Genomic DNA, 26,221 nt, shown 5'->3' with positions numbered 1-26,221 from the left:
GTTTTTTAATACCAGATTGGCCAAGCCATTTAAGTGGACTTACAAAGCTCGGCCATTGGTAGCATAGAGGGGATGGATATTAGAGCTTGGCACCACTAGAACAGTACAAGGGCCAGCAGCCCTGCGGCCAGGCCATAAAAGCACATAGGCAGTACCGTTTCGCGCAGGATTTTGCCTTCACTTTTCTCTAAACCTAACACTGTACATACCGCTACAATATTATTGATACACACCATATTGCCCAGTGAACCACCAACGGATTGCAAGGCGAGTATGGTGTATTTATCTAAACCGAGATTAAGGGCAATACTGTTTTGAATTGCGCCGAAAGTCAGGTTGGAAATGGTAGCGGAACCCGAAAAAAAGGAGCCCAGCGCGCCAAGGAAAGGTGCCAACAATCCCCAACTGTTACCGCTGACCTGAGCGAGTGCCTTACCAATGTGATTGACTGCTGAGGTTTCTCCGCCCATCATCATTAAGCTGACAAGGATGAGTGCACCAAACAAAGCCAGTGAGGGGAGCCTCATTCTTTGGTAAGTATATTTTAACGTGCCTGAAAACAGGCTGAGCGTCCCCCCGGACCAGATCATAGAGAATACCGATATGACTAAAAAGGGTAATATTGAAGGGACGTAAAGCAGGGCGTGTTGCCAGTTTTCACCGGTTCCCAGAATACCGTTCAGACTCAATACCAAAGAAGCGCTTACTGAAAATTCTCCCAGCACCCAAAGGGGGAAATTGACTGCCGGAGAGGTTGAGGTGAGCAGAGTTGACAGGCCAAGCTGAGGCACGCGGGTGATAATAAGCAGTAACAGCGTACCCCAAATCGGGAATGAGGCTCTGACGATATTTTTTACTCTTAATTTTGTGCTGGTTGGAAAGGTATAATTGTTTGTGTCGGCTTCTGTCGCTCCATTAAGTGATGTGTTTTCAGGCGCGTTTACCTTTGTGTCTTTCAAACCAACGTTATATTTGGCCAATATCAGACTTGCCAACATCCCCACACTGCCTGCGATCAGTGACGGAAATTCATAGTCAATCCTGGCAATTAACACATACGGTAAAAGCGTGCACAGCAATGACAGTTGGATATACAACAGGTTTTCTTTAATTGTCCGCCAGCTTAAAATTTGTTTCAGGGCTATGAGTGGGATGATAAAACCCATAATGCCGTGCAGAACCGCAGAACGAAACCCTATCAGAAGTTGTTCACTTGTATTGAGGTCCACGCCGGAAAATCCGAACCATGTTGGTGTACCCACTGCGCCAAAAGATACCGGTACACTGTTCATGATCAGCATCAGTATGGCGACTTTGAGTGGCGGATAGCCAAGGCCCACCAGTATTGGTGCCGCAATGGCGGCAGGGGTTCCAAAGCCGCTGGCACCTTCTAACAAAAAAGCAAAAGCCCAGCCGATAATCATAAGCTGGGCTACTGGGTTATCTGATATCTGGTTGAGTTCCGCTTTGATAATTTTCAGGCTACCTGTTACTTCAAGGGTTCGGAACAGGAATATCGCCCCTGCAATAATAAGGATCGGCGTAAAGGATTTCAGCAGACCGTTGACGACAGTGGCGTCCACTTCAACGGGGTCCTGAGCAAAAGGAAACAGCATAATCAGGTAAACCAGAAAAGCACACAGTGGCAGTGCCTTATGGCTGGGCATGGCGTTTGATTTGCTCATGAGGAAAATCAGGAGCACGATGGGGAATGCTGACAAAAATACCTGAAACAAAACGGATTACTCTCTATGGTGGCTGGCAGATGTAGAATCCACCTGTTCAAGATAATTTAAGCATGAGTTTACCTGGAGAAGGAAAAATCAGGATCAGGTTTGTGACCAGGCAATAGTCTGTTGAGAGGGATAGTGGATCAGCGGGCTATTTCCTCCTTGCTATGGGCTTTTTATCCACCATCTTTTTTGAACTTCCCTCTGCGCAGACTCTCAAAATGGCTGTTAAGACATTATGGCTTTCAGTTGCTTGGGGTCTATTTTATTTTTTCGGGCTTCAAAGGTCTGATTAAATGCAACGGCTAATAAGATAATGACTAAAGCTACCCAGGTGTAGATGGTAAGAGCCTCATTATTAAAGGTTGCGCCCAACAGAACACCCACCATTGGTACCAGGTAATTGCTAAACGAGGCAAATACGGGGCCCGCATTTTTAATCAATGTCATATACAGAAAATACACGAAGCCAGCACACATTACCCCCAGGTAGATGACAGCGCTGATGCTGCTGGTTGTTGGCTGTAATTGGGTAATAGGCGATATTATCATGGCAACCACCAGAATCTGAACTGTTGCGACACCTAATACATTGCGGGCAACAATGAGGGGATGCTCTTTGGTAACGTTTTTTAGCAAAAGGAGAGCGAGAGCAAAACAGATAGCGGCAAAAATAATAGCGGCTGCTCCCATCAAACTGGCTTGCATGCCTCCAGATTTGAGATCTGGATAAAACAAAACCAGCAGACCACAGAGTCCGAGAATAACGCTGCTTAGCCCAACGGTTGTGATACGCGCGCCTTTTATGATTAAAGGTGCCATAATAACCGTAAAAAATGGCACGGTTCCCATCAAAATGGCAGCAATAGCGGTATCCAGATACTGTTGTCCCCAAGCCACCATGACAAAAGGAATGGTGGCTTCCAATAAGCCAATCAGTGAATACTTCAGCCATTGTCCACCATGGCCTGTGATCCCAAGTAGCTTACAAGTGAGTAAAAGCGTTAGAAAACCTGTCAGTGAACGCCCCGCGCCAACCCATACAGGGGACAGGTCAGCCACAGCTATTTGCTGAAAGATAAACTGCGACCCCCAGATAAGGCCAATACCAAAAAGAAAAAGGTAGTTTCGTAGTGCCATTATGCCCCTCCGATGAAGATAAATAGGCCAGTCTTCCTGGCCGGTATACCATAGACCAGCTTTGTAAAGTTATTTCACCAGGAGCCTGTTGGGCTTATGCTCTCGAGCATAAAATTCAGTAGGGTGAGTCAGAATTTTCGATCAATTTGTGGGAATAGTTGACCTATTTAAGCAAATTGATCGGAAATTCTGGCCACACTTTCTCGCGCTTTCTGGATTTCAGGCCGAAATTGTCTTAAGTCCGACAGGCTTCTGGGTGTGTCGAGCTGGCTTAATCATTGCGGCGTATTCTAAGCTTTGAATGGTTATTGATAAAATGAAATCTCACCATCAGACTATGAATTAGCCTGAATTTAGCCGTTGACTACTTTTAACACACAGCCAAAAGCCCTTCCATGGCGTCCTCTAAAATGCTTTTTGCGGTTTGCCGGAGTAGCTTCGTTGACAGGCCTCCATGGTTTTTTTGTGCAGATCCTGTGGTGTGGATTGTTCAAAAACCAGCTTTGTGCCATTAGTGAGAAAGACAAATAGCTGGTGATCATGGCGCTCCACGGGCAATTTTTCCGGGGGCTGTTGGATATCTTCCTCAGAAATCAGAAACCATTGCTGTTTGTCATGGTTAAACTCAACGGCACCGACACCTACAAAATCTGTGCAGCCATGACCAAAATTCTTCTCCAGAAATGTCAGCACGTACCTGTTTTTTGTTTTTGCGCCCGGTAAGCCTTTCCCCTTATCAGAGGGGTCTTCACCCACATATAAGCCGCCTGTTATCAGGTCATCCTGAACGTCCTTTGCATTGAGCAGCAGCCAGTGACCGAAGGGTGAATTGCTATCATCAGCGGGAGTAAAAGTGGGTTGGGAACGTGAGCTACAGCTCTCTAACAGGAGTATTAGCATCAATAGTCCAGCTAAGCGGTACAGCACCATAAATGCCTCTTTTTATCATCTTGTTGCAGCAGCATAGACTATAGAGGTTGTCCCGGGGCGTTATTTGTTGGTATTAAATTTTTTTGATTTAACAGGTCAATAAGTTAAATCGTTTAAAAGAATGCTTTTAATCAATTGTGAAGGTGAATAATAGCCTGAATCTACAGTCAGTTACCCCCACCGACGAGCGGCTTTGTCAAATAGAGCCACTTTACCACGAGTTTATAGACGTCGTCATTGGCTTGGTCACGCGTGTATACATTACCACCATGGCAGAGAGGTTTATGGTCTTATCCTTGAAGGAGGGGGACTGCATCGTTGACGTCAACCAATGTATACGGTGCCATGGCTGTTGTTTGGACGGTGGAATCTATGCTTTGTCATCGAAAGGTAATTATTACTTTCAGGCAGGAATTTTTGGTTATTCTTAATAGGTTGTTTCGGTCGGTTTACAGTCAGCCTGCTGATACGCTACGCTCAAGCGCTCAATGCTCGGGGTTGAGAACATAAACAAAGTATATGCTGTTGAAAAATATATATTTAATAGGCCCTATGGGGGCTGGAAAAACCACCATAGGACGGTTGCTCGCAAGTGAGATGGGAATGCCCTTTGCGGACTCAGACCATGAGGTAGAATCTCGCAGTGGTGCTGATATCCCGTGGATTTTTGATGTTGAGGGCGAAGCGGGTTTCCGCCAGCGTGAGCAACAGGTTATTGCTGACCTGTGTACCAGAAAAGGGATTGTAATGGCCACCGGGGGAGGCGCTGTCAAGGATAAGCTAAATCGTAAACAGCTCAGCGCGAATGGCTTTGTGGTTTATCTCCACACACCGGTGCGTATCCAGCTGGAAAGAACAGCGAAAGATAAACGCCGACCGCTATTGCGGAGTCCTGATCGTGAACAGGTGCTGACCAGGTTGTTAAAGGAAAGGGAACCACTTTATCGCTCGATTGCGGATCTTGTCCTGGATACCGAAGCCATGTCGCCAAAGTCTGTCATTATTGCAATTGAATGCGCCTTGAATGTCGGGGGATTGAACCATGCTTGAATTGCAGGTTGATCTTGGGGAGCGCAGCTACCCAATTTTTATTGGCCCCGGGCTATTGGGTAACCCGGATTTTCTGCTGCCTTATATTCGGGGCAGGCAAGTCGCTATTGTGACTGACCAAATCGTGTCGCCACTGTTCCTGGAGCGGATAGAAGCTTTATTGGAAGAGTATGATGTGGTCAGTGAAGTGTTGCCAACGGGTGAACCCTGGAAGAGTCTGACCACTGTTGAGCGGATATTCGATACGTTGCTGCGGGCAAGGTTTACCCGAAAAGCCACTTTGGTTGCCCTCGGTGGTGGCGTAGTGGGTGATATGACCGGTTTTGCCGCGGCCTGCTATCAGCGTGGCATTGATTTTATTCAGGTTCCAACCACGCTGTTATCGCAGGTTGATTCATCCGTAGGGGGCAAAACGGGGGTCAATCATCCGTTAGGTAAGAACATGATTGGGGCGTTTCATCAGCCTAATGCTGTTATTATTGATATTGAAACACTCAGTACACTGCCTGACCGGGAATTATCCGCCGGGCTTGCGGAAGTGATTAAATATGGTTTGATTAAAGACAAACCCTTTTATCACTGGTTGCAGGAACATATGGATGATTTGCTGGCAAGGAAGCCTGATACGCTGGCCTATGCTATCCATCGGTCCTGTGAAAATAAAGCCAGGGTGGTTGCGGCGGATGAGCGTGAATCGGGAGTCCGCGCTATTTTAAATTTGGGGCATACCTTTGGACATGCTATTGAAACCTGTTTGGGTTATGGCGGGTGGCTCCATGGTGAAGCCGTTGCGGCAGGCATGGTTATGGCTGCTGATTTATCGGTGAGACTGGGCATGATCACTCAGGAGGAGGCAAATAGTATCCATGCCCTGTTGTTAAAAGCTTCTTTACCTGTGCACCCGCCTGAGGGCATGACGCCAGAGCAGTTTATGGATGTCATGACCGTGGATAAGAAAGTGCTCGATGGCAAGTTGCGTCTGGTGCTATTAAAGGAGATAGGTAAAGCTATTGTTACAGATAGCCTGGATCATGAACGGCTGGCTCACTGTTTATCAAGTCTTTGTCGTGTATAAGGGTATAAGGGGCTGTGACCCTGCCATGCGTATTGGCAGGGATGGCTGAAAAAGGTCGATATGTGCTGTTATTCTCTACTTTTTTCTACTTTTTTCTGGTTTTGTCGATATTTTCAGGTTTATTTTCCGTGTTTTGTTGAATGTAAATATTTGTACATGGCCCTTCAGCCGTGTACACTGACCAAGCTTTGTCGTTTAACAGTGATCGTTTAACAGTGATAATAACCTTAACTCTGCGGTGAGTGGTAAAATACAAACAGAATATCCCTCCTGATTAACCAATGCTGGCTGGAGACAGTTCCGTTTAGCTGTGTTAAGCGACTGAATGCTCACTGAGTGAGTTGTCACGGTTATTAATAATAAGGAGTGTCCATGAGTGCGGCGCTGTATCGGCCTGACGAGTATAAAGACAATTGTGGCTTTGGATTGATTGCCCATATGGAAGGCGAAAAAAGCCATGATCTTCTGAAAAAAGCCGTAGAGGCTCTGGCCTGTATGACCCATCGTGGTGGTATTGCCGCTGATGGTAAAACCGGTGATGGTTGTGGGCTGTTACTGCAAATTTCGGATACTTTTTTTAGAACAGTTGTAAAAGAACAACTCAATCTGCAGTTACCTGAAAAATATGCTGTGGGCATGGTTTTTTTAAATACCGATAACGATAAAGCTGCATTAGCAAAGCAACAGCTTGAAAACGAATTAAAAAAAGCATCATTACTGGTTTTAGGCTGGCGCAAAGTACCTGTCAGTGAACAGTGCCTTGGGCCTATAGCCAAAGAACAGCTACCTGCCATAGAGCAAGTGTTTATTTCAGGCCCTGATGGCCATCATCTGGATGACAAACAGTTTAATGCTGCCTTGTATATGGCCCGTCGCCGGGCAAATATCGTTCTGAATAATGATAAAGACTTCTATATTTGTTCCTTGTCGAGTGAAGTGGTGTGCTACAAAGGTCTGATGATGCCAGTGGACTTGCCCACGTTTTATGAAGATCTGGGGGATCCACGTTTTGAAACGGCTATTTGTGTTTTTCACCAGCGGTTTTCCACGAATACATCACCGCGCTGGAGACTGGCACAGCCTTTCAGGATGTTGGCCCATAATGGTGAAATTAATACAATTACGGGTAATCGAAACTGGGCTGAGGCTCGTCGTCATAAGTTTAAATCAGAGCTACTGGAAGGGTTGAGCGAGATAAGCCCGTTAGTCAATTGTACCGGGTCTGACTCTTCGACACTGGATAATATGCTGGAATTACTGGTGACTGGTGGTCTGGATATTTACCATGCTATTCGCATGTTGATTCCTCCCGCCTGGCAAAATGTGGATACCATGGACCCGGCGCTTCGAGCCTTTTATGAGTTTAATTCCATGCACATGGAGCCTTGGGATGGGCCGGCTGGGCTGGTTATGACAGACGGTCGTCGTGCAGTATGCGCTTTAGACCGTAACGGACTCCGGCCCTCTCGCTGGGTTATTACAGATAATGGTTATTTAACGGTAGCCTCGGAAGTGGGCGTGTATGACTATAAGCCTGAAACGGTTGTAGCCAAAGGAAGAGTGGGGCCAGGAGAGATTCTGGCCATCGATACCGAAACGGGGCAGTTACTCAAAGCCCACGATATTGATAACCAGATGAAATCCCAAAGGCCCTATAAAAAGTGGTTAAAGCGCAATGCTGTGCGAATGCGCGGACAGTTTAAGGATGAAGAGCACCGTGTTGACTATTTTGATGTTGAAACGCTGGCTATCTATCAGAAATTGTTTCTTACCACTTTTGAAGAACGGGATCAGGTGATTCGACCTCTGGTGGAAAATGGGCAAGAGGCTGTCGGTTCCATGGGAGATGATACGCCCATGGCAGTATTATCAAGACGTCACCGGTCGATTTTTGATTATTTCCGGCAGCAGTTTGCCCAAGTAACAAATCCACCTATTGACCCATTGCGCGAAGCGATTGTGATGTCACTGGAAACGTGTCTGGGACCACAGCTTAACCCTTTTGAAGAGGCGCCAGAGCATGCTATAAGAGTCATTCTCAAGTCCCCTGTGCTATCGACAACCAAGTTCCTGAACATTATCAATGTCAGCCATAAACATAAAGACTTGAGCGTTGCCACTATTGATCTGAATTACCCCAAAGACAGCGACCTTAAAAGTGCTCTCGTGGCAATCTGTGATAAGGCTGAAGCGGCTGTCAGGGCAGGGCATGTAGTGGTGAACCTGAGCGATAAAGCTATCCGATCTGACCGGTTACCGGTACATGCGGCTATGGCGACAGGTGCGGTGCATCACCGGTTAATTGAAAAGGGGCTTCGCCCGGATGCAAATATTCTGGTGGAAACAGCCTCTGCCAGGGATTCTCATCATTTTGCTGTGCTGATTGGCTTTGGTGCAACAGCTGTTTATCCTTATTTATCTTATGAAATTATCAATGATCAGATTCGCTCAGGTGAAGTGCTGGCTGATCCCCTTGATGCTTGTAAATCCTATCGAAACGGCATCAACAAGGGCTTACTGAAAATTATGTCAAAGATGGGAATTTCCACGATTGGGTCTTACCGGGGAGCGCAATTGTTTGAAGCGATTGGACTGACTTCTGAGGTAGTTAACCTCTGCTTTAAAGGTGTTCATAGTCGTATAGAAGGGTGTGGTTTTCAGGATTTGCACAAAGAGCAAATTGAGCTGGCAGCTAATGCCTGGCGCCATCGTAAACCCATTGAGCAGGGTGGATTATTAAAGTATGTCCACAATGGTGAGTACCACGCTTTTAACCCTGATGTTGTGCAGTTGTTACAGAAGGCGGTAAAAAGCGGCGATTACAATACTTACCGTGAGTATACCAGAGCGGTTAACGATCGACCCGTAGCAACATTGCGTGACTTGCTTCAGCCTAAAGCAGCAGAAACGCCGTTACCCATGGGCAGTGTTGAACCCGTTGAAAATATTGTTAAACGCTTTGACTCTGCTGCCATGAGCTTAGGGGCACTTTCTCCAGAAGCCCACGAAGCATTGGCTGAAGCGATGAATCGCCTTGGTGCTCGTTCCAACTCTGGCGAAGGGGGCGAAGATCCTGTGCGCTTTGGCACCTTGAAAATGTCAAAAATTAAACAAATTGCATCGGGTCGTTTTGGTGTTACACCCCACTATCTGAGAAATGCTGAAGTATTACAGATTAAAGTTGCCCAAGGTGCCAAGCCCGGTGAAGGCGGTCAACTTCCTGGGGGTAAGGTTAACGCGCTGATTGCACGACTGCGGTTTTCTGTACCGGGTGTGACGCTTATATCTCCGCCACCGCACCATGATATTTATTCCATAGAAGATTTAGCACAGCTGATATACGACCTTAAGCAGGTCAATCCGAAAGCGCTGGTGTCAGTAAAACTGGTATCAGAACCCGGTGTTGGCACTATTGCTGCCGGTGTTGCCAAAGCTTATGCTGATTTAATCACCATTTCAGGCTATGACGGCGGTACAGCAGCAAGCCCGATTACCTCTATTCGATATGCGGGCTCACCCTGGGAGCTGGGTTTAAGTGAAGCCCATCAAACACTCAGAGGAAATGGGTTGCGAGGGAAGGTGCGCCTTCAGACTGACGGGGGCATTAAAACGGGATTGGATGTTATTAAAGCCGCCATTTTGGGCGCTGAAAGTTTTGGTTTTGGTACCACGCCTATGGTTGCTATGGGGTGTAAATATTTACGGATTTGTCATCTTAATAACTGTGCGACGGGTGTTGCTACGCAAGATCAGTATCTGCGTGACAATCACTTTTCGGGTACTGTACAAAGTGTGATGAACTTTTTTACCTTTGTTGCAGAAGAAGTCCGTGAATGGTTGTCCGTCATAGGTGTCAGTCGCCTTGAAGATATCGTTGGGCGGACGGAGTTGCTGGAGAAGCTACCGGGACAGACTGAAAAACAGTCACGCCTTGATTTATCACCCCTGTTATCTGATGCGGGTATTGATAAAACCTTCCCGAACACTTGTGAAAACCAGCGTAATATGCCCTTTGATCAGGGCGAGTTGGCCGAGAGAATAGTCAGCGACTGTATGCCCGCTATTGAAAATATGGCAGGTGGTGAGTTCAGTTACGTCATTGGAAATTGTGACCGGTCACTAGGCGCCAGGCTCTCTGGTGAGATTGCTCAGCGGTACGGAAATAATGGTATGGCAGAGCATCCCATTACCCTCAGGCTGAAGGGTATTGCAGGACAGAGTTTTGGTGTTTGGAATGTCGGTGGTTTGAATATGTACCTTGAAGGGGATGCCAACGATTACGTGGGCAAAGGAATGACGGGCGGTAAGTTGGTGATTCGCCCGCCACAACAGAGTCAGTTTGACTCGCAGGAAACAGCTATTGTTGGTAATACCTGCCTGTACGGTGCGACCGGTGGCAAGTTGTATGCCTCGGGGCAAGCCGGCGAGCGCCTGGCAGTGAGAAATTCCGGTGCAACGGCAGTGGTTGAGGGGGTGGGTGATCACTGTTGTGAATACATGACAGGCGGTCTGGTGGTTGTTCTTGGTAGCACAGGCTATAACTTTGGTGCGGGCATGACCGGGGGGTTTGCTTATGTGCTTGATCTGGAGCGGCAGTTTGTTGATCGCTACAATCATGAGTTAGTGGATATTCACCGTATTGATATAGAAAATATGGAGGCCTATCAGTCACACCTGCTGAGTATTCTTGAGGACTATGTCAGGGAAACGGACAGTGAGTGGGGGCAGGAAATACTGGAAGAGTTCTATGATTACCGTGGTCGTTTCTGGTTGGTGAAGCCCAAAACAGCCAGCCTGAATTCATTGCTGGCTCGCACTCGCGGGGCGCCGGAATAACTTTTGGAAGGGTTATATTCTGACTCTGAAGGAGGATAGAGCTATCTGTCAGGAAAAATAGATAGCCTGAATATAACCCGACATAACAAACAACTTAACCTATTAACCAAGCCAGTCTTCTGTGGACAAATGTAACAAGCCTTCTTTTCAGTGTGATGGTTTCTGGCTTGTCTCTTTTCACGGAAAGCGGCAACAGCTTTTCATTGTCCAGTTTATCTGTCTTGGCAACGATGCCGCCTTCCTTACCCCTGGCTTTCTCGTAGACGGTATGGGGTTTTTTAAAATCTTGCTCTATCGCATCAATTGTTTTTTGCGCAAAATCTTTTGATTCCATCAAAAAGTTAATTTCATGATCGCTGCTGGTAACCAATGACTTGTAGCCAAAATTACTACTCCCTGCAAGTACTTTGTCGTCTGCCACAATAACCTTTTTGTGAAGATTGATACTTGCAGCCTCTTTATGACCAAACTCATAAACGTTAACATTATGTCGTTTATCTTTATCGATGTTACTGAGCATCTTGGCTATTTCATATTTGCTTCTTGGAGCAAAAGCCTTATTGGCTGTTGGCGCATGGGATTTACTGCCATTGGTTACTATGGTTAATTTGACACCTGCATTCACCTTTTCAGCCAGTAATTCTCTTATTTCTTTTGTCGGGTGAAAATATAAATGATCGACATAAATAACATCTTTCGCTGACCTGATGGTTTCAATCATATGCCTGTTAAACTCACTTTCTCCCATCTCTGGCCCCGATGAAAACACCTGGCACTGTCCTACTGCATCAGAAGAATTCGCTATAGCCTCTTCACCTTCTGCCCCGGTGTTATTCTCCTGTTCATACGACGCCATCAGGCCATCAATTGCCTGGGCATCAGGATTAGCTCTATTTTCCTTATCATAAAGCATCCATAATTTTGCCAGGTGCAATAGCTCATTTCCTACTTGCTTGCCAAGTGCTTCGCCCTCAAGATAAAAATCAAGATCCCTGAAACTGCGGGCAATGGCTGAGTTCAGTGCTGTGCGCCTGGCACTGGCCGGATCAGGGGCTTTTTCCAGTCCGGCACCCGTTCCCCTGGAATAAGAAAAGCGCTCTTCTATTCCTGAGCCGCCCATCACGCAGTGTTTACCATCAACAACCAGTCCTTTCGTATGATTGGTGATTCTTTTAAATGCTTTCTCACTATCAAGCCACTTTTCGCCACATAAAACAAACTTAAACCGGTTGTTAAAATTATCCTTTATGCGGTCGAGCTTTTCTCTATTGGTTTTGGTGATAAATCTTGGTGAAGACATAACCACTATTTTTAGCTCAGGCTTGTTGGTAAGGCGCTCTTCCATGGCATCGAGCACCTCATCAAATGGGGCGCCACCGCAATAATTACCACTGAGCACAATACTGCTTTGGGCATTTTGAATCAGTTCAAGTTTTTTATTAAAGGCGTCAAAACCATCAGGCAGAGGCACGCCGGTTGCGGGCACTGGCACAAGTGGTTTAACTGACGCATCAGATTCTGTTTTCCTGACTCCCAGGACTTCACCGGATCGTGCATATTTTTTTATTGTTCCCCGTCGTGCAGCATCAATCTTGAAGTCTTCTTCTACATTGGCCTCGTTGATACCAGCGACTTTAATATTTGGGAAACGATCAATTCCCCTGTCAGATGAATAAAGAAAAAGTCTTGTGTCTTTTTCTTTTTTAGTGAATAACCGTTTCGGATTTAACTTGGTCAGGGATTTTGATCTGAACTGACGCTTTCCTTCAGACTCAGGCTCAGACTGATCCAGTTTTTTTCGAGCGCCAATCAAATCGTAAGATTTTTTATTAAATCCAGGCAGCTTCATACTCCCTCCTTGAAAACAATCATCCAATTATATAGTCACAACTGGGAATAATACCCATAGCCTATTCTAACGACGCTATTGTGCTGGCAATCTGAACACCAGCTCTGCGTTAAAACTCAATACGTCACACCACTGCATCCGCTTATTTATTGTTATCAACCCCTTGATAAACTTTTCAGGGTATCAAAGTGAATCCGGCTGATCTCATCAATTTTGCTCTGACAGTTTTTAATTTGATCCTGTTGCAGCTGCATCCACTCGGCCCAGGCCTGTGCCGCATTTTCATGGGTTTTCTGAGCAGCTTCACTTTCCTTTTGTTCTGCCGTATCTTTAGCTGCCAGAAACCTGAAGATACCGGATGTTGCCTGACCAGCGCCTTGCATAATCTGTCCCAGTGCCATTGCCCTGTTATTGTTGGCGCTGATTTTATTCTGCGTTTGCTGATTCTCTACGTTCTGTTGTTGTTCTTGAGTGGCTTTTTGTGCCCTGGCATCTTCGGCCTGCTCAACATTGACTTCTTTTTTCTGCTCGGTTTTACGTTGTATATTTTGCTCTTGAGCTTCCGCTTTGGCTTCGCTCTTTTTGGCCTCCATATCTGCCTGAGCATCTTGCTGCTGTGCTTTTTGACCTGTTTTCTTGGCCAATTTACCGTTTGATGTCTCTATATCAACCTGCTTTTTGGCCTGCACTGCTTGCTGTGTGTCCGCATCTGAATCCGCTTTCTTATTACTGGTTTTCTTTTCAGCCGTTTCCGTATCCTGCTTCTCGTTCCTGGCTTTCTTCATTTTTCCCTTGTTGGCTTTCACCTCAATGGCATCAAACGAACCGGCATCGGCTGAGCCTGTTTTTTTAGCACCGGTATTGGTGTTGAGATCCTCTGCTCCTCCACCTGAAGAGCCTTTTGCACCGCCTTTATTACTCATACTCTTCATGCTTTTTGCGCCCATACCCATGGACATACCACCGCCGGCAATGGAAAATCCACCAGACACCATATCGGCAATAAAGGTCTTGGCGGCTGAAGAGCGAATCAGATCGGCCTGCTTCAGGGTTTCCATTTTGGCCTGATCATACTCAAGGGAACGGAATTCTCTGGCATTGCGGCGTTGTTGAACACTGGAATTATGAATCAGCTCAAGCACCATAAAGATATCGGCTTGCTGCTTTAAATGCTCGGCCAGATAAAATTTCTCCGGGGGGGCTCCTTTAGCGGGTGTCCCTTGCGCCATGGTTTGTGCATCTTGAGCAGCTGCTTTCAAGCCTTCTTTTGTTTGAGGAAACACTTCCATTTTAGCAATCAGTGTACGTTGGTCTTTTATTTTATCCGGGTGACCAGACGCTAACATGATTTGTGCTTCTTTCTCACCAAACCCCATTTTTTTTGCCAGTTTGGTCATTTTTTCATCCCCTACCATGGAGTCAGCAGGTTTTTTTCCTTTGCCCAGCATAGCCATTAATTCTTTGGTTTTGCGTTCACCAAAGCCCATCTCAATCAGCTTTTTTGCTGTTGGGTTGTCTTTAAACAGGCGCATTAATGCCTCTTTGCGATCCTCAGTTTTTGCCAGATTGTCATCCGTTTGTGACAGCGCCATATCAGCCTGCTGGCTATCGAGACCCATTTCTTTTAATTGTCCATGCCTGCTGGTGTATTGTTGACCATGTTTGGTTTGCACATTGGTTTTGAACGCTACCTTGTCGCTTTGTGATTGCAGCAAATCGTCAATCTGGTCATCAGCAAACCCCTGCTCTGACAAAATCACGGCTTTCTCTGACGATTTTATTTGTTCATTCCCCTTAGACAGGGACTCCACATAATCCGATACGCCTTTTAAGGTATCGGCGTTACGCTGGAGCGTTTGCTTATCTGCCGGGGTTTGCATGCCCAGTTGGGTTCGCACCATGGTTGCACCGATTTCCTGAGAAGCTGTTTTGACGGTTGCCCCGAGCTTTCCCAAATCCTCACTGGCCGTTTTGCTGGCAGATACCTGTTTTTGCACTCCCATATCCTTGGGTTTAATGAGCGTTGGTTTGTGGGCAATTTGAGACTGCGTTTCAACTTTCTCACCTTTCATCATGTGCAGGCGACTGTCGTTGATCAGCCCTGCTCCGACAGCGGTTTTGCCCACAGGTGCACCGGCTGCGCCCTGAGTGGATGAAGGTATATCCAGATTGATCGGCTGGCTGTTAATACCACCGGGTATATCTGCCATAATAATACTCCTTACTTCCTGGCGACTGTGTCTGACTACCTTGTCAGGCTTTCGCTTTGTTTTTAGACAACTAACCCTTGAGAGTCGAGTTTTAACCTTTTAAGGCCTTACCTAACTGTTTTTTCGTGTCGTCGTTATCCGACATAATGGATGCAATGCGACTATGGCCTGCCTGAAGGTCTTCGAGGGCTTGCTCCAGTGACTCTGTGGCCTCATCAATCATTTGCTGTAAACGCAGCATCTGGGCTTGTAATTCTTTGGAATCTGCCCTGATTTCCGCCGCTTCCTTAGCCGAGACACCCGCTGCAACGGTGCCAGCGCCACTGGCTACTGTTGCTGCTCCTTCGCCAACGTTGCCAACAATACTCAGTGTTTGCGCTACCTTAACACCTACTTTTGAGGTGACTACGCCACCCATAGTGCCGCCGACACTGCCGAGGTTTGAAAATCCCGCTCCCATGGAAGCCACCGCCAGCACAACCATAATGCCTGCCATAATACCCATGGCCGCGTAGCCGGCATCCTCTTCACTACAGCCAAACGTGTCTTGAATCGACTCGGCCATGGGTTTCATAATCAGCTCACCGCCCATTTCCTGGTCAACCATCATGACAGTTGCTATTGCCAGGCTGGCTATCAGCAATGTACCTGCGACAGCGCCTACGCCTGTGGCAATCATTGCTCCGGCGGCTATATAACCAAAAGCAAGGGCAACCCAGCCAAAGGCTTTTTGAATGTCACTGGCGACTTTATTTTTGTTCTCTTCTTCAATGCGATCTCTGATTTTTGAAATGTTTTTTTCGCTCAGGATTTTCTTTTCTTCCAAACCAATTTTTATGGTTTCCTGATCATACTTCAGCCGGTTATCCTGCATTTTTTCTTGAATGCTACTTAACATGGTAGCCAGCATATCGGTGTCCCATAGCTCGTTTCCAAGGGCCATAGCACCGGCGAGCTTTTGCACATCGGCCTGAATTTCTTTAATCAACTCGGGTGGGCCATCGACAATGGCTCCCGCCCGAATAATGGTTTCCAGGGCGCCATTTTCCTGAAAAGCAAAGTCATGGTTAGCCTGGAGAGCCTCCAGCTGCTTGAGTTCATTCGGTTCAAGGGGCGCAAGGGGCTTGCCATCGGCGCCTTGTAATTGGCCGTTTTGACGATTTTCCGCAGACTGCCAGACATCATCCCAGGTTGCTACTTTATCGGCAGGCAATGGTGTTTTGGCTTCATTGGCTATTTTTGTCAGCTGATCAAGTTTTTCCGCATCAACCTTGCCACTGGTAATGGTTTCATAGCCTCTGATCAGTGCTGCCTTTTTACTATTCTCTTTAATTTCTTTGGCAGCAGGGCTGAGCTCCTGATTAGCATTGGCGACATCCTCCGCTGACACGGCACCATTTTCTGCTGACATTTCCCGAAGGGTTTTTAGGGTGTCAATTTTTCCTTTAGAAAGTGAGGGTGTCTCTAGCCGGTGCTGTTTTTGGGTCTTGGCATCGGATACCTCATCATGGCGAGACTGGGTGATTTGAGTGTCATAGCCACGCTTTACGCTTTCATCAGAAAAAGTAGCTGGTTGAAGTCGCGTTTGTTCTGTCCCGGTAACGGGGGAGTTATTACCACTTGGGCCTATAGTTGACATACTTTACTCCTGCGCGATTAACTACGTTGGATATTGCCTAGCATCGTTTTTGCCCGTTCTTTTTCGCCGGCGTACTCCGTTCTGCTGCCTGCCCATTCAATGGCTGTTTCATAGGCTTCTTGGGCTTTTTCTCGATTGTCTGTGGCCAAATAGCAATCGCCCAAGTAAACCATTGCCCGCGGATCATCGGCATCAAGTACCGTAGCGAGCGTGAATATTTCAATGGCACTACTGTATTTTTTCAGCATTTGCTGGCAGGCACCTAAGCCTAGAAAATATTTTTTATTGAAATGGTCGTAAAAACAGAGGAATTGAAAAATCTGAACCGCTTCATCGTATTTGCCGCTTTGATAAAGACTATAAGCAACGGAGTAAATAGCCTCCATGGACTCATCACTCATTTTTTGCAGGTCTTTAAACGTGCCACCTTGAATAAAGTGATCCATCACAGCTTCATCGAGTTGTTTTTCATCACCCTTTTTTTTGTTATCCGTAGCCACGGCAATACCTCCTTGTATCAGCGTAAATTCTGAATAATTGTGCTGATTGACTGGTAATACTTGTTAATGAAGTTAGACAGCATTTCAAACGACTGGTTGTACTTATTAATGGTCTGCTGCAATTTTGTTGTTTCTAACTGACTTTGGCTTGTTAACGCTTCAATTTTTGCTTTTAAACCAGAAATATTCACATCCCAGTCGGCTGAGTTATGATCAGTACCACTTTGGGAATCAGCCCCTAAACTTGCCCAGTAGTCAGCAAAGCTTTCTGTTACCTCTACGCCCTGGGCATTTTTATACGTATGTGTTGCGGAAAAACTGGAAGTATCACTGGTGCCGGCATTGGTTTTTGCTGCCTTGGCACGGGTTAACCAGCCATTAGCAACCTCTAGCTCGGCGTTTTTTAGCTGAATAGAGCCAATTTGTTCCCGAAGTTGTACTTCAATAATCTCAGCCCGCTCTGTTAATACCGACATGACCAGGGCATCGAGGCTAACCGTATTCGGGTCAAGGGGAGGCTCCAGGTTTCCAATGGGTAATGCCTGCGGTGCGGGTTGCATAAATGCACTGACAGACATGGCACCTGGGCCAATATATTGATCTTGCTGCCAGTTAGACGGATTGCTGACCTCAGAGACCATTGCCACTGGCGCTTGTGTGGCGACCACTTCCTGAGCCAGATGACTTAATTGCCCGGATTTTTCCAGGGCATTGAGCGTCTCTTTGTTGGTAATGTCAAAATCGGCGGGAGAGGCAATATAGCCTGACTCTTTTGAAGAACCCATGGCCAGCCAGGCATCAAGCTGGTTATCATTAAGGCCCAATTCATTTTTCAGGCGATCGCGCAAATCAGGCTGGATGCTTATAACCGCTCCCTGTTGAGTATCATCAGTGGCTGATGAAACAAACCCCATTGCATCTGCTGGCATTATCAGGCTCCTTGCCTCTAATATGAATACCCTAAAAAATCTTATTTAACTTTAGGATATATTGATGTACTCCAAAAAAAATTAAATCTGTCATGGTTAACTCTAAAAAAATCAATAGCATAGCTCTGTCAATCGGGTGACTATTTTTTACCATTTGCCAGAAAACAGAAACCACCTTTTATTTTTAATGTCTGTCCACATGGGTTTAAACTTATTGAATACCTGAGAGTGTTCGTCCGAGTTGATTGTATTCAGCCAAACGCGGGTCATCAGGGTCGATGCTCCCACTATTTTCTGGTAACAAGTCTTCACAACCATTGGCTCTGGCTGCTTCTTTTAACGTTTCTTCAGAGATACCCTCTTTGGGAAAAGAGCGAGAAAGCTCACCAAATAACGTTAAAAAGAAGTCAGGACTAACAGCGCCACCGTTGTGCCAAAGATGATCGATTGTATTATCAACAACCTCTTCACTAACACCGAGGGCTATAAACAGGTTACGTGCTTTTGTCACTTTATCACGGGCTTTTTCCATTCTTTCAAGGGAGGTATCCTGCGGGTCTTCCGGCGTAGACATTTTGTCCGCGTACTTATCTTCTGCAAAAAACTCCCCACTAAGACTCTCATCATCGCTGTTTTCACTGGTGGCGCTGCGATCATCATCAGGCCCTGGCCTTCTTGGAGCAACGCTGCTATCACCGTCGCTGCTACCGTCATCATCAGCATTCATTGCATACATTAAAATACCCACAATAAATAAAGCAACACCCACAGGGGCCGTTACAGGGACTGCCATTAAAGCGCCACCTGTTAAAGCCATTGCCAACCCTGCCCCACTTTTTCCGTTGGGCAATGCGTCTTTGAATTTTGCCAACGCTGAGTTAGCTGCTGCTTTTGCCTCTGGGTTGCCACCTTGAATGTCGTCAAGTTCACCTGGGGTATGGGGGGGGCGCGTTTGCCCTGGCTCACTGTTGGATGGAGCAGTGCTAATTGGCGGTTCTGAAGACTCGTAGCCTATCTGACTGACGGAATCATCAGGCGTTAAAGAGTCATCATCAGACGTTAAAGAATCATACTCTTCATTTTGTGATGTTGCTGATGAAGACCAGGTTCCCGTCGTACCCGAATCTGAGAAAGTGCTTCTTGTGGGAGGAGATGAAGTGCCACTACCCGAATCTGAGAAAGTGCTTCCTGTGGAAGGAGACGAAGTGTCACTACCAGAATCTGAGAAAGTGCTTCTTGTGGAAGGCGATGAAGTGCTACTACCAGCACGACTCACCTTTCTTGCTGGGCTTGAAGTTGATGATGCGGTGGAATCAGAACTATCGGCTGCTTCCCTTCCCTCAGCAATAGGCGCTCTGCCTTCAGTTTTTGAAACAGTGTACGACCCTGACTTTCCTGTCTTTTCTGATGCCAGTGAAGAAGGGGACTGAGGGTGTGCAGGCCCTCTACCGTTCGGAGGTATTGCCATTTGGAGTCCATTGTTTAATTCGTAGGTATATAAAAAGCTTAGCTAACGAATCAAATGGGTATTTATTTTATATGATTATAAAAAAATAATTTTAAATGCTTTTTTGGTAGTCATCGTGGATGACCAAAATGCTATATCCAGCCATTTTACCGAAAGAACAGTAGCTGTTTTCCCCGTTACGCCCTTATAATGTCTGACTTTCTTCGAATCTGACAAGCGAAGGTTTATTCATGAGCTTTGCATCTATCCCTGCTGGTAAGAGTCTGCCAGAAGATATCAACGTTGTGATCGAAATCCCAGCCAATGCCGATCCTATCAAGTACGAAATTGATAAGGATATGGATGCCCTGGTGGTTGACCGGTTTATGGCTACGCCCATGTTCTACCCGGCTAATTACGGCTATATCCCGCAGACACTGGGTGATGATGGTGATCCTCTGGATGTACTGGTTGTGACCCCTTATCCTGTTGTGCCTGGTTCTGTCATCCGCTGCCGTGCCATTGGTATGCTGAATATGTCCGATGAAAGTGGCCGGGATGAAAAGCTCATTGCCGTTCCTCACGACAAGCTGACGCCCATCTACAAAGATATCAAAGATATTAATGAGTTACCGGAGCTTCTTCGCCAACAGATTCAGCACTTCTTCGAAAACTACAAAGACCTGGAACCCGGCAAATGGGTCAAAGTCGATGGTTGGGAAGGGACTGAAGCCGCTCATCAGGTGATCGTTAAGTCTGCGGCTAACTACAAAGGTTAACCCGAAAGATCAGAAGAAGAGCGGGTCTCTTCTTCTGGTGGCTCCTGAAAATGAATTTTATTCAACAAAAACAATGGATAAGAGGGTATTCGTTTTCTTGGGTCGTGCATATTGCGCTGATAATCTGAACGCCAGCTGCTCGTTTCCGGAGTTAGAAAAGATCATTGGTATACGTTTGTTGAGTATCTCACCGCCAAAAAAGAAGGAACAGGGATACAGTGGCAGTGGTTTTTGGCATTTTATGATGCCTGACCAGATAGCGGTCATCATGATGCCCTAAAAAGCAGGAAATTGACCGCAATAGGCGTTAACGTGCTGTAACATGCCCGAACTGGACGTCTCTCTCACAATCCGTCACAATATCGTTCTATCATTGAAGGATACCCATGGCTACCATCCTTGTTATCAACGGCCCAAACCTGAATTTACTCGGCACCCGCGAACCTGGGGTCTATGGTACGACAACACTGCAGAGTATTGAGCAGAAACTAACACGGCTGGCCCACGCTTCAGGTCACAGCTTGTTCACTTTCCAAAGCAACGCCGAGCATGCTCTGATTGACCGTATTCATCAGGCAAAAGAAGAGGACGTCCGGTTTATACTCATTAACCCGGCTGCTTTTACCCATACCAGTGTTGCGCTTCGCGATGCATTGATGGCAGTGGCTATTCCCTTTATTGAGATTCATCTATCCAACGTTCACCAGCGTGAGCCATTTCGACAGCATTCCTATTTCAGCGATGTGGCTAAAGGCGTTATTACAGGTCTTGGGCCTGCTGGTTATGAATATGCCCTGCATTCGGCGATGGAATTTGTTGGATAGCCAGTGTGAGAAAGCATTAATATCCCATTGGTGTCATTCAGGTCGTTCTTTTGAAGGTGAGAGTCCACCTTTGGTAGAGGTTTAATTTTACGAAAATGATGTTTGTATGGGTATTAGCTCCTGGTTGCGCTGGCCTGTTTTGTCTTCATGGCTTGGTAACAGAGTCGTGGTTGTGAATTCTACTAACAATGAAATAACGCTACCTGGCTTAAGGGCCAATACAAATTACTTGAGATTGACTATGGATATTAGAAAAGTAAAGAAATTGATTGAGCTCCTTGAAGAGTCTGATATCGATGAACTGGAAATTCACGAGGGTGAAGAATCTGTCCGTATCAGCAGGCATGGTCAAAAGCAGGCCCCACTCGCTGCTGCGCCTTATCCTCCCGCAGGTTATGCCGTGCCAGTTTCCCCCAGCCCTGCAGCAGCGCCAGTACAACAACCAACGGAGGTAGCGCAACCAGTATCAAATGGTGAACCAGCCCTCTCAGGCCACCTGATAAAATCACCAATGGTGGGGACATTCTATGCCGCTTCTTCTCCGAGCGCTCCTGACTTTGTGAAAGAAGGGCAAAATGTTAACGTTGGGGACGTGTTGTGCATTGTTGAGGCGATGAAAATGATGAACCAGATCAAAGCCGATAAAGCAGGTACAGTACAGGCTATTCTTGTTGAAAATGGTCAGCCTGTTGAGTACGACCAACCTCTGTTTACCATCGCCTGAGAAAACCGTTATGCTCGATAAAGTCGTTATTGCCAACCGAGGCGAAATAGCCCTGAGAATTTTACGGGCGTGCAAAGAACTTGGCATAAAAACCGTTGCGGTGCACTCCAAGGCCGATGAAAGCCTGATGCATGTCCGTCTGGCCGATGAATCTGTATGCATTGGGCCAAATAACCCTGCTCAAAGCTATCTGAATATCCCTGCCATTATCAGTGCCGCTGAAGTGACCAACGCCACAGCAATTCACCCCGGCTATGGTTTTTTGTCAGAAAATGCAGACTTTGCCGAACAGGTTGAGCGCAGCGGCTTTACTTTTATTGGCCCTTCTTCTGATGTTATTCGCCTGATGGGTGATAAGGTTTGTGCCATTAAAGCCATGCAGCAGGCGGGTGTTCCCACGGTGCCAGGCTCCAATGGGGCCCTCGATGATGATCACGCTAAAACCCTCCTTATCGCCCGTGAAATCGGTTACCCTGTCATTATCAAAGCGGCAGGTGGTGGCGGTGGTAGGGGCATGCGTGTTGTCCATCAAGAAGCAGATTTGATCAACTCCGTTGATTTGACCCGGGCCGAAGCGAAAGCCAACTTTAATAATGATATGGTCTATCTGGAGAAATTCCTCGGAAATCCACGCCATGTGGAATTTCAGGTTATCGCCGATGGTAAGGGTAATGCTATTCATTTGGGCGATCGAGACTGTTCCCTGCAACGCCGTCACCAGAAAGTCATTGAGGAAGCGCCCGCGCCGGGTATCAATAAAGCCAAGCGGGAAGAAGTCGCGCAAGCTTGTATCGCCGCGTGCCATGAGATTAACTACCGCGGGGCAGGCACATTTGAGTTTCTGTATGAAAATGGCGAGTTTTACTTCATTGAAATGAACACCCGTGTTCAGGTTGAGCACCCGGTCACTGAGCTGATCAGCGGGGTTGATATTGTTAAAGAGCAGCTCCTCATTGCCAGCGGTCATCCCCTGAGCATTTCCCAGAAAGACGTTCGTCTTGAAGGACATGCCTTTGAGTGCCGCATTAACGCTGAAGATGCTAAAACCTTCATGCCTTCACCGGGAAAAGTAGACCAGTTTCATGCCCCCGGTGGCAATGGGATTCGCATAGACTCTCATCTCTATAACGGCTATACCATTCCTCCTTACTATGACTCGTTGATTGGAAAAATCATCAGTTACGGCCCTGACCGGGAAACAGCGCTCACCCGAATGCGTAACGCACTGGATGAAGCTGTCATCGAAGGTGTCAAAACGAACATTCCTCTTCATCAGGATCTGGTAAATGACAGGCACTTCCGCGAGGGTGGTGTTAGCATTCATTACCTTGAGAAAAAGCTGGATAAACAGTAGACCACCAACAACATAGCACAGCGCTAGGAGCCTGACCGAGAATAGCGCCCGTAGCGAGGATTACGAGAAATTGAGGATAAAAATTTCTGCTTCTGAGGATAATAGTGGGGCTATTTGACGAAGAAGCAGGAGTTTTTAGACCAATTTATCGCAACCGCAGTAGGGTAGTCTATTCTCGGACAGGCTCCTAGGAGCCTATGCTATGTTATTTTCCTGTATAGTTACCAATCATTCCCCTCCTTCTTTCGCTCCTTAACAAGGTGCCTTATCAATGCCCTGGATTCAAATCAAAATAGATACTACCCCGGATCATACCCAAATTCTGGAAGACCTGCTTATAGAATCTGGCGCCAGTGCCGTAACATTGCAGGATGCAGAAGATCAGCCGCTCTATGAGCCAGAGCCTGGCAGTACCCCTTTGTGGAAAAAAACGACAGTTGTTGGATTGTTCAGCGCCCATGAAGATATGGATGAGGTCATCGATTATTTAAAAATTAACGCTCACCTGACCCCCTTTCCCCCCTGTAAAGTTGAGATTGTTGAAGATAAGGATTGGGAGCGCGAATGGATGACACACTTTCACCCTTTGCGCTTTGGTTCAAAGCTGTGGGTTTGCCCAAGCTGGAAAGATATTCCCGACCCTGACGCCATTAACCTGATGCTTGACCCTGGCCTTGCTTTTGGCACAGGTAGTCACCCCACGACGGCGTTATGTCTGGAGTGGCTGGACAAGCAGCAAAACCAGCTGAAAGACCAGACCATCATTGACTATGGCTGCGGCTCTGGTATTTTAGCTATTGCGGCGCTGCTGCTCGGTGCCAAAAAAGTGGATGCTGTTGACCTTGATCCCCAGGCATTGGAAGCCACCATTGATAATGCCGAGCGCAACCACATTGCACCGGAAAAACTCAGCGTTTACCTCCCGGAAACGTTTCCGGCCATGCAAGCGCGGTTTGTTGTAGCTAATATTCTCGCCGGCCCTCTGGTCAGTCTTGCGCCCACCCTGGCAACATTGGTTGAGCCTTGCGGTTATATCGCATTGTCCGGCATTCTGGCTGAACAGTCAGAAGAGATCCTCCAGACATACAGCCCCTGGTTTGAAATGGAAGCACCTGTGGTTCGTGAAGGCTGGGCATTTCTTTCTGGTCAGCGTAACCAATCAGCCATAGCAATGGTATAAAAAGCTATTGAGTGCAAAAAAGCACTCTGCTTTAATGATAAAACTGTGTACTTTACAGGGTAAGGATACTCGATGGCAGCCCATTTTTTTACGTTCTACCCGGCATGCAATGCCGCATTTCAAGTCATCTCCAGACAACTTGGCACAACCGGTGGCTATGTCCGTTGTGGCGCTTGCCTCACTGCCTTTCAAGTTGAGTCAGCGTCATCTTCTTTTAAATAAAACAGCGTTTGATCGTGCTGGGCATATTGTTGGTATTAAACGTTCATTGACTTTTATTTCTCGGTTTGATCTCCTGATCACGCAGCGTAAACTGGAGACACGTTATCATGCTGCCTTACACCCTTAAACTTATGCTCAACAACGTACTATAGAACATGATTGTAAGGGCATTCTCCGGTATTTTACCGCTTTATTGATTTCAGGGCAGAGCGTATGATTATTGATCAACTATTCTTTTTATTGGTTGCGTAACCTCGCTATAAGTATTACTTGAGGCCATTGTCTTTTGAAAATAGGATCCTACACACTGTCTGCCCCAACGATATTGGCACCCATGGCGGGAGTTACTGACCTGCCTTTTCGGCAACTGTGTACCCGCCTTGGTGCGGGGCTGGCTGTCTCGGAAATGCTCACCAGCAATCCAAAGCTTTGGCATACCCGCAAGTCACGCTTACGGATGAATCACGCAGATGAGCAAGAACCCCGCTCTGTTCAGATTGCCGGGAGTGAGCCTGAACAAATGGCAGGAGCCGCTCAGCTGAATCAGTCACTGGGCGCGCAAATTATCGATATCAATATGGGCTGTCCGGCAAAAAAAGTATGTAATAAAGCCGCCGGATCTGCTCTACTAAAAGACCCGGCCCTGGTCGAGCGTATTCTTAGAGCCGTTGTTACTGCGGTTGATATTCCGGTTACACTGAAAATCAGGACCGGTTGGGCACCGGATCACCGCAATGGCAGGGCTATTGCCCAACTGGCAGAAGACGCAGGCATCGCGGCCCTTGCCGTTCACGGTCGCACCCGTGCCTGCATGTTCAAGGGTGAGGTTGAATATGACACCATTGCTGATATCTGCCAGTCAGTCAGTATTCCTGTGGTTGCCAATGGTGATATCACCTCACCGGAAAAAGCCAGAGAGGTGCTGGATAAAACAGGGGCACAAGCCATCATGATAGGCAGAGCAGCCCGGGGGCGCCCCTGGATTTTCCGTGAGATTAACCACTATCTGACACATAACGAACATATTGCGCCACCTTCGCCAGAGGAGGCGCAGACACTGTTGTTAAGCCATATTCGTGTCCTGCACAGGTTTTATGGTGAACAGCAAGGGGTACGAATTGCACGAAAGCATGTAGGCTGGTATATGCAAAGTCAACCTGCCTATCTGGCATTTCGCAAAACGTTTAATACTCTGGAAACTCCGGCAGGGCAGGAAGACTGTATCAACCGGTTTTTCGATCATTTTTTCGTGCCTGAGCCAGCACAGCCAGGTACTGCGGAGGCTATCCAACGCCTCCAGTTGTGATGAAAACAGCCACTGCTGATGGCTGGGTAAAATAATGGAGAGGACTTAACAACATGACCGCAACTCATATCGCCGAGGACAGAATCCACCCGCAAGGCCACACAAACCAGCGCCGGGTCAGTCATACAGAAGCAGCCCCGCAAACATTGAGAGACAGTGTGGAGCAAGCTATGAATAATTACTTTGAGCACCTTGATGGACAAGATGTTACGAATGTTTACGATATGGTGCTCTCGGAGGTTGAAGCCCCCATGCTGGAAACCGTCATGGCTTATGTCAATAAAAACCAAACCAAAGCGGCTGTTCTCCTTGGACTGAACCGTGGCACATTGCGGAAAAAACTGAAGCAATACGGGCTGATTTGACGTTTCAGGCAAAATAGTCATTCCGGCTATCAAGGAGCCTGTCGGACTTAAGACAATTTCGGCCTAAAATCCAGAAAGTGCGAGAAAGTGCGAGAAAGTGCGAGAAAGTGCGAGAAAGTGCGAGAAAGTGCG

The 26,221-nt window shown here is 46.9% G+C and carries 21 protein-coding genes; 12 read left to right on the top strand and 9 right to left on the bottom strand.

Annotated elements, in window-relative coordinates; translation table 11 throughout:
* Positions 1-95: 95 nt before the first annotated feature.
* The 3 genes from V4C51_RS11180 to V4C51_RS11170 all read right to left on the bottom strand — a co-directional run bounded on the left by V4C51_RS11180 (position 96) and on the right by V4C51_RS11170 (position 3,800).
* Positions 96-1,721 carry an L-lactate permease gene (locus tag V4C51_RS11180; protein ID WP_330926245.1) on the bottom strand — a complete coding sequence of 542 codons (1,626 nt, stop codon included), beginning with the start codon at positions 1,719-1,721 and terminating at the stop codon, positions 96-98.
* Between the two features lie 237 nt (positions 1,722-1,958).
* Positions 1,959-2,870 carry a DMT family transporter gene (locus V4C51_RS11175; protein ID WP_330926243.1) on the bottom strand — a complete coding sequence of 304 codons (912 nt, stop codon included), beginning with the start codon at positions 2,868-2,870 and terminating at the stop codon, positions 1,959-1,961.
* 405 nt (positions 2,871-3,275) lie between these two features.
* Positions 3,276-3,800 carry a hypothetical protein gene (locus V4C51_RS11170; protein ID WP_330926242.1) on the bottom strand — a complete coding sequence of 175 codons (525 nt, stop codon included), beginning with the start codon at positions 3,798-3,800 and terminating at the stop codon, positions 3,276-3,278.
* A gap of 519 nt (positions 3,801-4,319) precedes the next feature.
* Here V4C51_RS11170 and aroK point away from each other — a divergent pair.
* The 3 genes from aroK (at position 4,320) to gltB (ending at position 10,761) form a co-directional block, all read left to right on the top strand.
* A complete protein-coding gene (aroK, locus tag V4C51_RS11165; RefSeq protein ID WP_330926241.1) occupies positions 4,320-4,850 on the top strand; it encodes a shikimate kinase AroK in 531 nt (176 codons plus the stop codon).
* Entirely contained in the window at positions 4,843-5,925 is a 1,083-nt protein-coding gene (aroB, locus tag V4C51_RS11160; RefSeq protein ID WP_330926240.1) for a 3-dehydroquinate synthase, read from the top strand. The genes aroK and aroB overlap by 8 nt, the downstream gene beginning before the upstream one ends.
* A 372-nt stretch (positions 5,926-6,297) precedes the next feature.
* Entirely contained in the window at positions 6,298-10,761 is a 4,464-nt protein-coding gene (gene gltB, locus V4C51_RS11155) for a glutamate synthase large subunit (protein WP_330926239.1), read from the top strand.
* Between the two features lie 94 nt (positions 10,762-10,855).
* On the opposite strand, the gene V4C51_RS11150 is transcribed toward gltB, so the two are convergent.
* From V4C51_RS11150 to V4C51_RS11125, 6 genes are all read right to left on the bottom strand, one after another.
* Entirely contained in the window at positions 10,856-12,610 is a 1,755-nt protein-coding gene (locus tag V4C51_RS11150; RefSeq protein ID WP_330926238.1) for a phospholipase D-like domain-containing protein, read from the bottom strand.
* A gap of 155 nt (positions 12,611-12,765) precedes the next feature.
* The gene (locus V4C51_RS11145; RefSeq protein WP_330926237.1) at positions 12,766-14,820 is read right to left on the bottom strand and encodes a hypothetical protein; all 2,055 of its coding nucleotides are present in this window, start codon (positions 14,818-14,820) and stop codon (positions 12,766-12,768) included.
* A 91-nt stretch (positions 14,821-14,911) separates the two neighbouring features.
* On the bottom strand, positions 14,912-16,459 hold the full coding sequence (gene sctE, locus V4C51_RS11140; protein ID WP_330926236.1) for a type III secretion system translocon subunit SseC family protein: 1,548 nt from the start codon (positions 16,457-16,459) through the stop codon (positions 14,912-14,914).
* 17 nt (positions 16,460-16,476) lie between these two features.
* Positions 16,477-16,959 carry a SycD/LcrH family type III secretion system chaperone gene (locus V4C51_RS11135; protein WP_330926235.1) on the bottom strand — a complete coding sequence of 161 codons (483 nt, stop codon included), beginning with the start codon at positions 16,957-16,959 and terminating at the stop codon, positions 16,477-16,479.
* A gap of 17 nt (positions 16,960-16,976) precedes the next feature.
* Positions 16,977-17,888: a hypothetical protein gene (locus tag V4C51_RS11130; protein WP_330926234.1), complete on the bottom strand. Its 912-nt coding sequence runs from the start codon at positions 17,886-17,888 to the stop codon at positions 16,977-16,979.
* Positions 17,889-18,099: 211 nt separating this feature from the next.
* The gene (locus tag V4C51_RS11125; protein WP_330926233.1) at positions 18,100-19,356 is read right to left on the bottom strand and encodes a hypothetical protein; all 1,257 of its coding nucleotides are present in this window, start codon (positions 19,354-19,356) and stop codon (positions 18,100-18,102) included.
* A 230-nt stretch (positions 19,357-19,586) separates the two neighbouring features.
* Between V4C51_RS11125 and ppa the strand changes: the two genes are divergently transcribed.
* The 9 genes from ppa to fis all read left to right on the top strand — a co-directional run bounded on the left by ppa (position 19,587) and on the right by fis (position 26,089).
* Entirely contained in the window at positions 19,587-20,114 is a 528-nt protein-coding gene (ppa, locus tag V4C51_RS11120; protein ID WP_330926232.1) for an inorganic diphosphatase, read from the top strand.
* 97 nt (positions 20,115-20,211) lie between these two features.
* The gene (locus V4C51_RS11115; RefSeq protein ID WP_330926231.1) at positions 20,212-20,394 is read left to right on the top strand and encodes a hypothetical protein; all 183 of its coding nucleotides are present in this window, start codon (positions 20,212-20,214) and stop codon (positions 20,392-20,394) included.
* 106 nt (positions 20,395-20,500) lie between these two features.
* Complete coding sequence (aroQ, locus tag V4C51_RS11110; RefSeq protein WP_330926230.1) at positions 20,501-20,938, top strand: type II 3-dehydroquinate dehydratase; 438 nt, start codon at positions 20,501-20,503, stop codon at positions 20,936-20,938.
* A 241-nt stretch (positions 20,939-21,179) separates the two neighbouring features.
* A complete protein-coding gene (gene accB, locus V4C51_RS11105) occupies positions 21,180-21,662 on the top strand; it encodes an acetyl-CoA carboxylase biotin carboxyl carrier protein (RefSeq protein WP_330926229.1) in 483 nt (160 codons plus the stop codon).
* 10 nt (positions 21,663-21,672) lie between these two features.
* Positions 21,673-23,016 (top strand): acetyl-CoA carboxylase biotin carboxylase subunit, encoded by a 1,344-nt coding sequence (gene accC / locus V4C51_RS11100; protein WP_330926244.1) that lies wholly within the window; start codon positions 21,673-21,675, stop codon positions 23,014-23,016.
* Between the two features lie 271 nt (positions 23,017-23,287).
* Positions 23,288-24,196 (top strand): 50S ribosomal protein L11 methyltransferase, encoded by a 909-nt coding sequence (gene prmA / locus V4C51_RS11095; RefSeq protein WP_330926228.1) that lies wholly within the window; start codon positions 23,288-23,290, stop codon positions 24,194-24,196.
* A gap of 34 nt (positions 24,197-24,230) precedes the next feature.
* Complete coding sequence (locus tag V4C51_RS18150; RefSeq protein WP_330926227.1) at positions 24,231-24,545, top strand: hypothetical protein; 315 nt, start codon at positions 24,231-24,233, stop codon at positions 24,543-24,545.
* A gap of 159 nt (positions 24,546-24,704) precedes the next feature.
* Positions 24,705-25,724 carry a tRNA dihydrouridine synthase DusB gene (gene dusB / locus V4C51_RS11085; protein WP_330926226.1) on the top strand — a complete coding sequence of 340 codons (1,020 nt, stop codon included), beginning with the start codon at positions 24,705-24,707 and terminating at the stop codon, positions 25,722-25,724.
* 53 nt (positions 25,725-25,777) lie between these two features.
* Positions 25,778-26,089: a DNA-binding transcriptional regulator Fis gene (gene fis / locus V4C51_RS11080; protein ID WP_420797658.1), complete on the top strand. Its 312-nt coding sequence runs from the start codon at positions 25,778-25,780 to the stop codon at positions 26,087-26,089.
* Positions 26,090-26,221: the final 132 nt, after the last annotated feature.

The organism is Candidatus Sororendozoicomonas aggregata, assembly GCF_031528575.1.
Classification (GTDB): Bacteria; Pseudomonadota; Gammaproteobacteria; order Pseudomonadales; family Endozoicomonadaceae; genus Endonucleibacter; species Endonucleibacter aggregata.
This window is presented reverse-complemented; position numbering and strand designations above follow the sequence as displayed.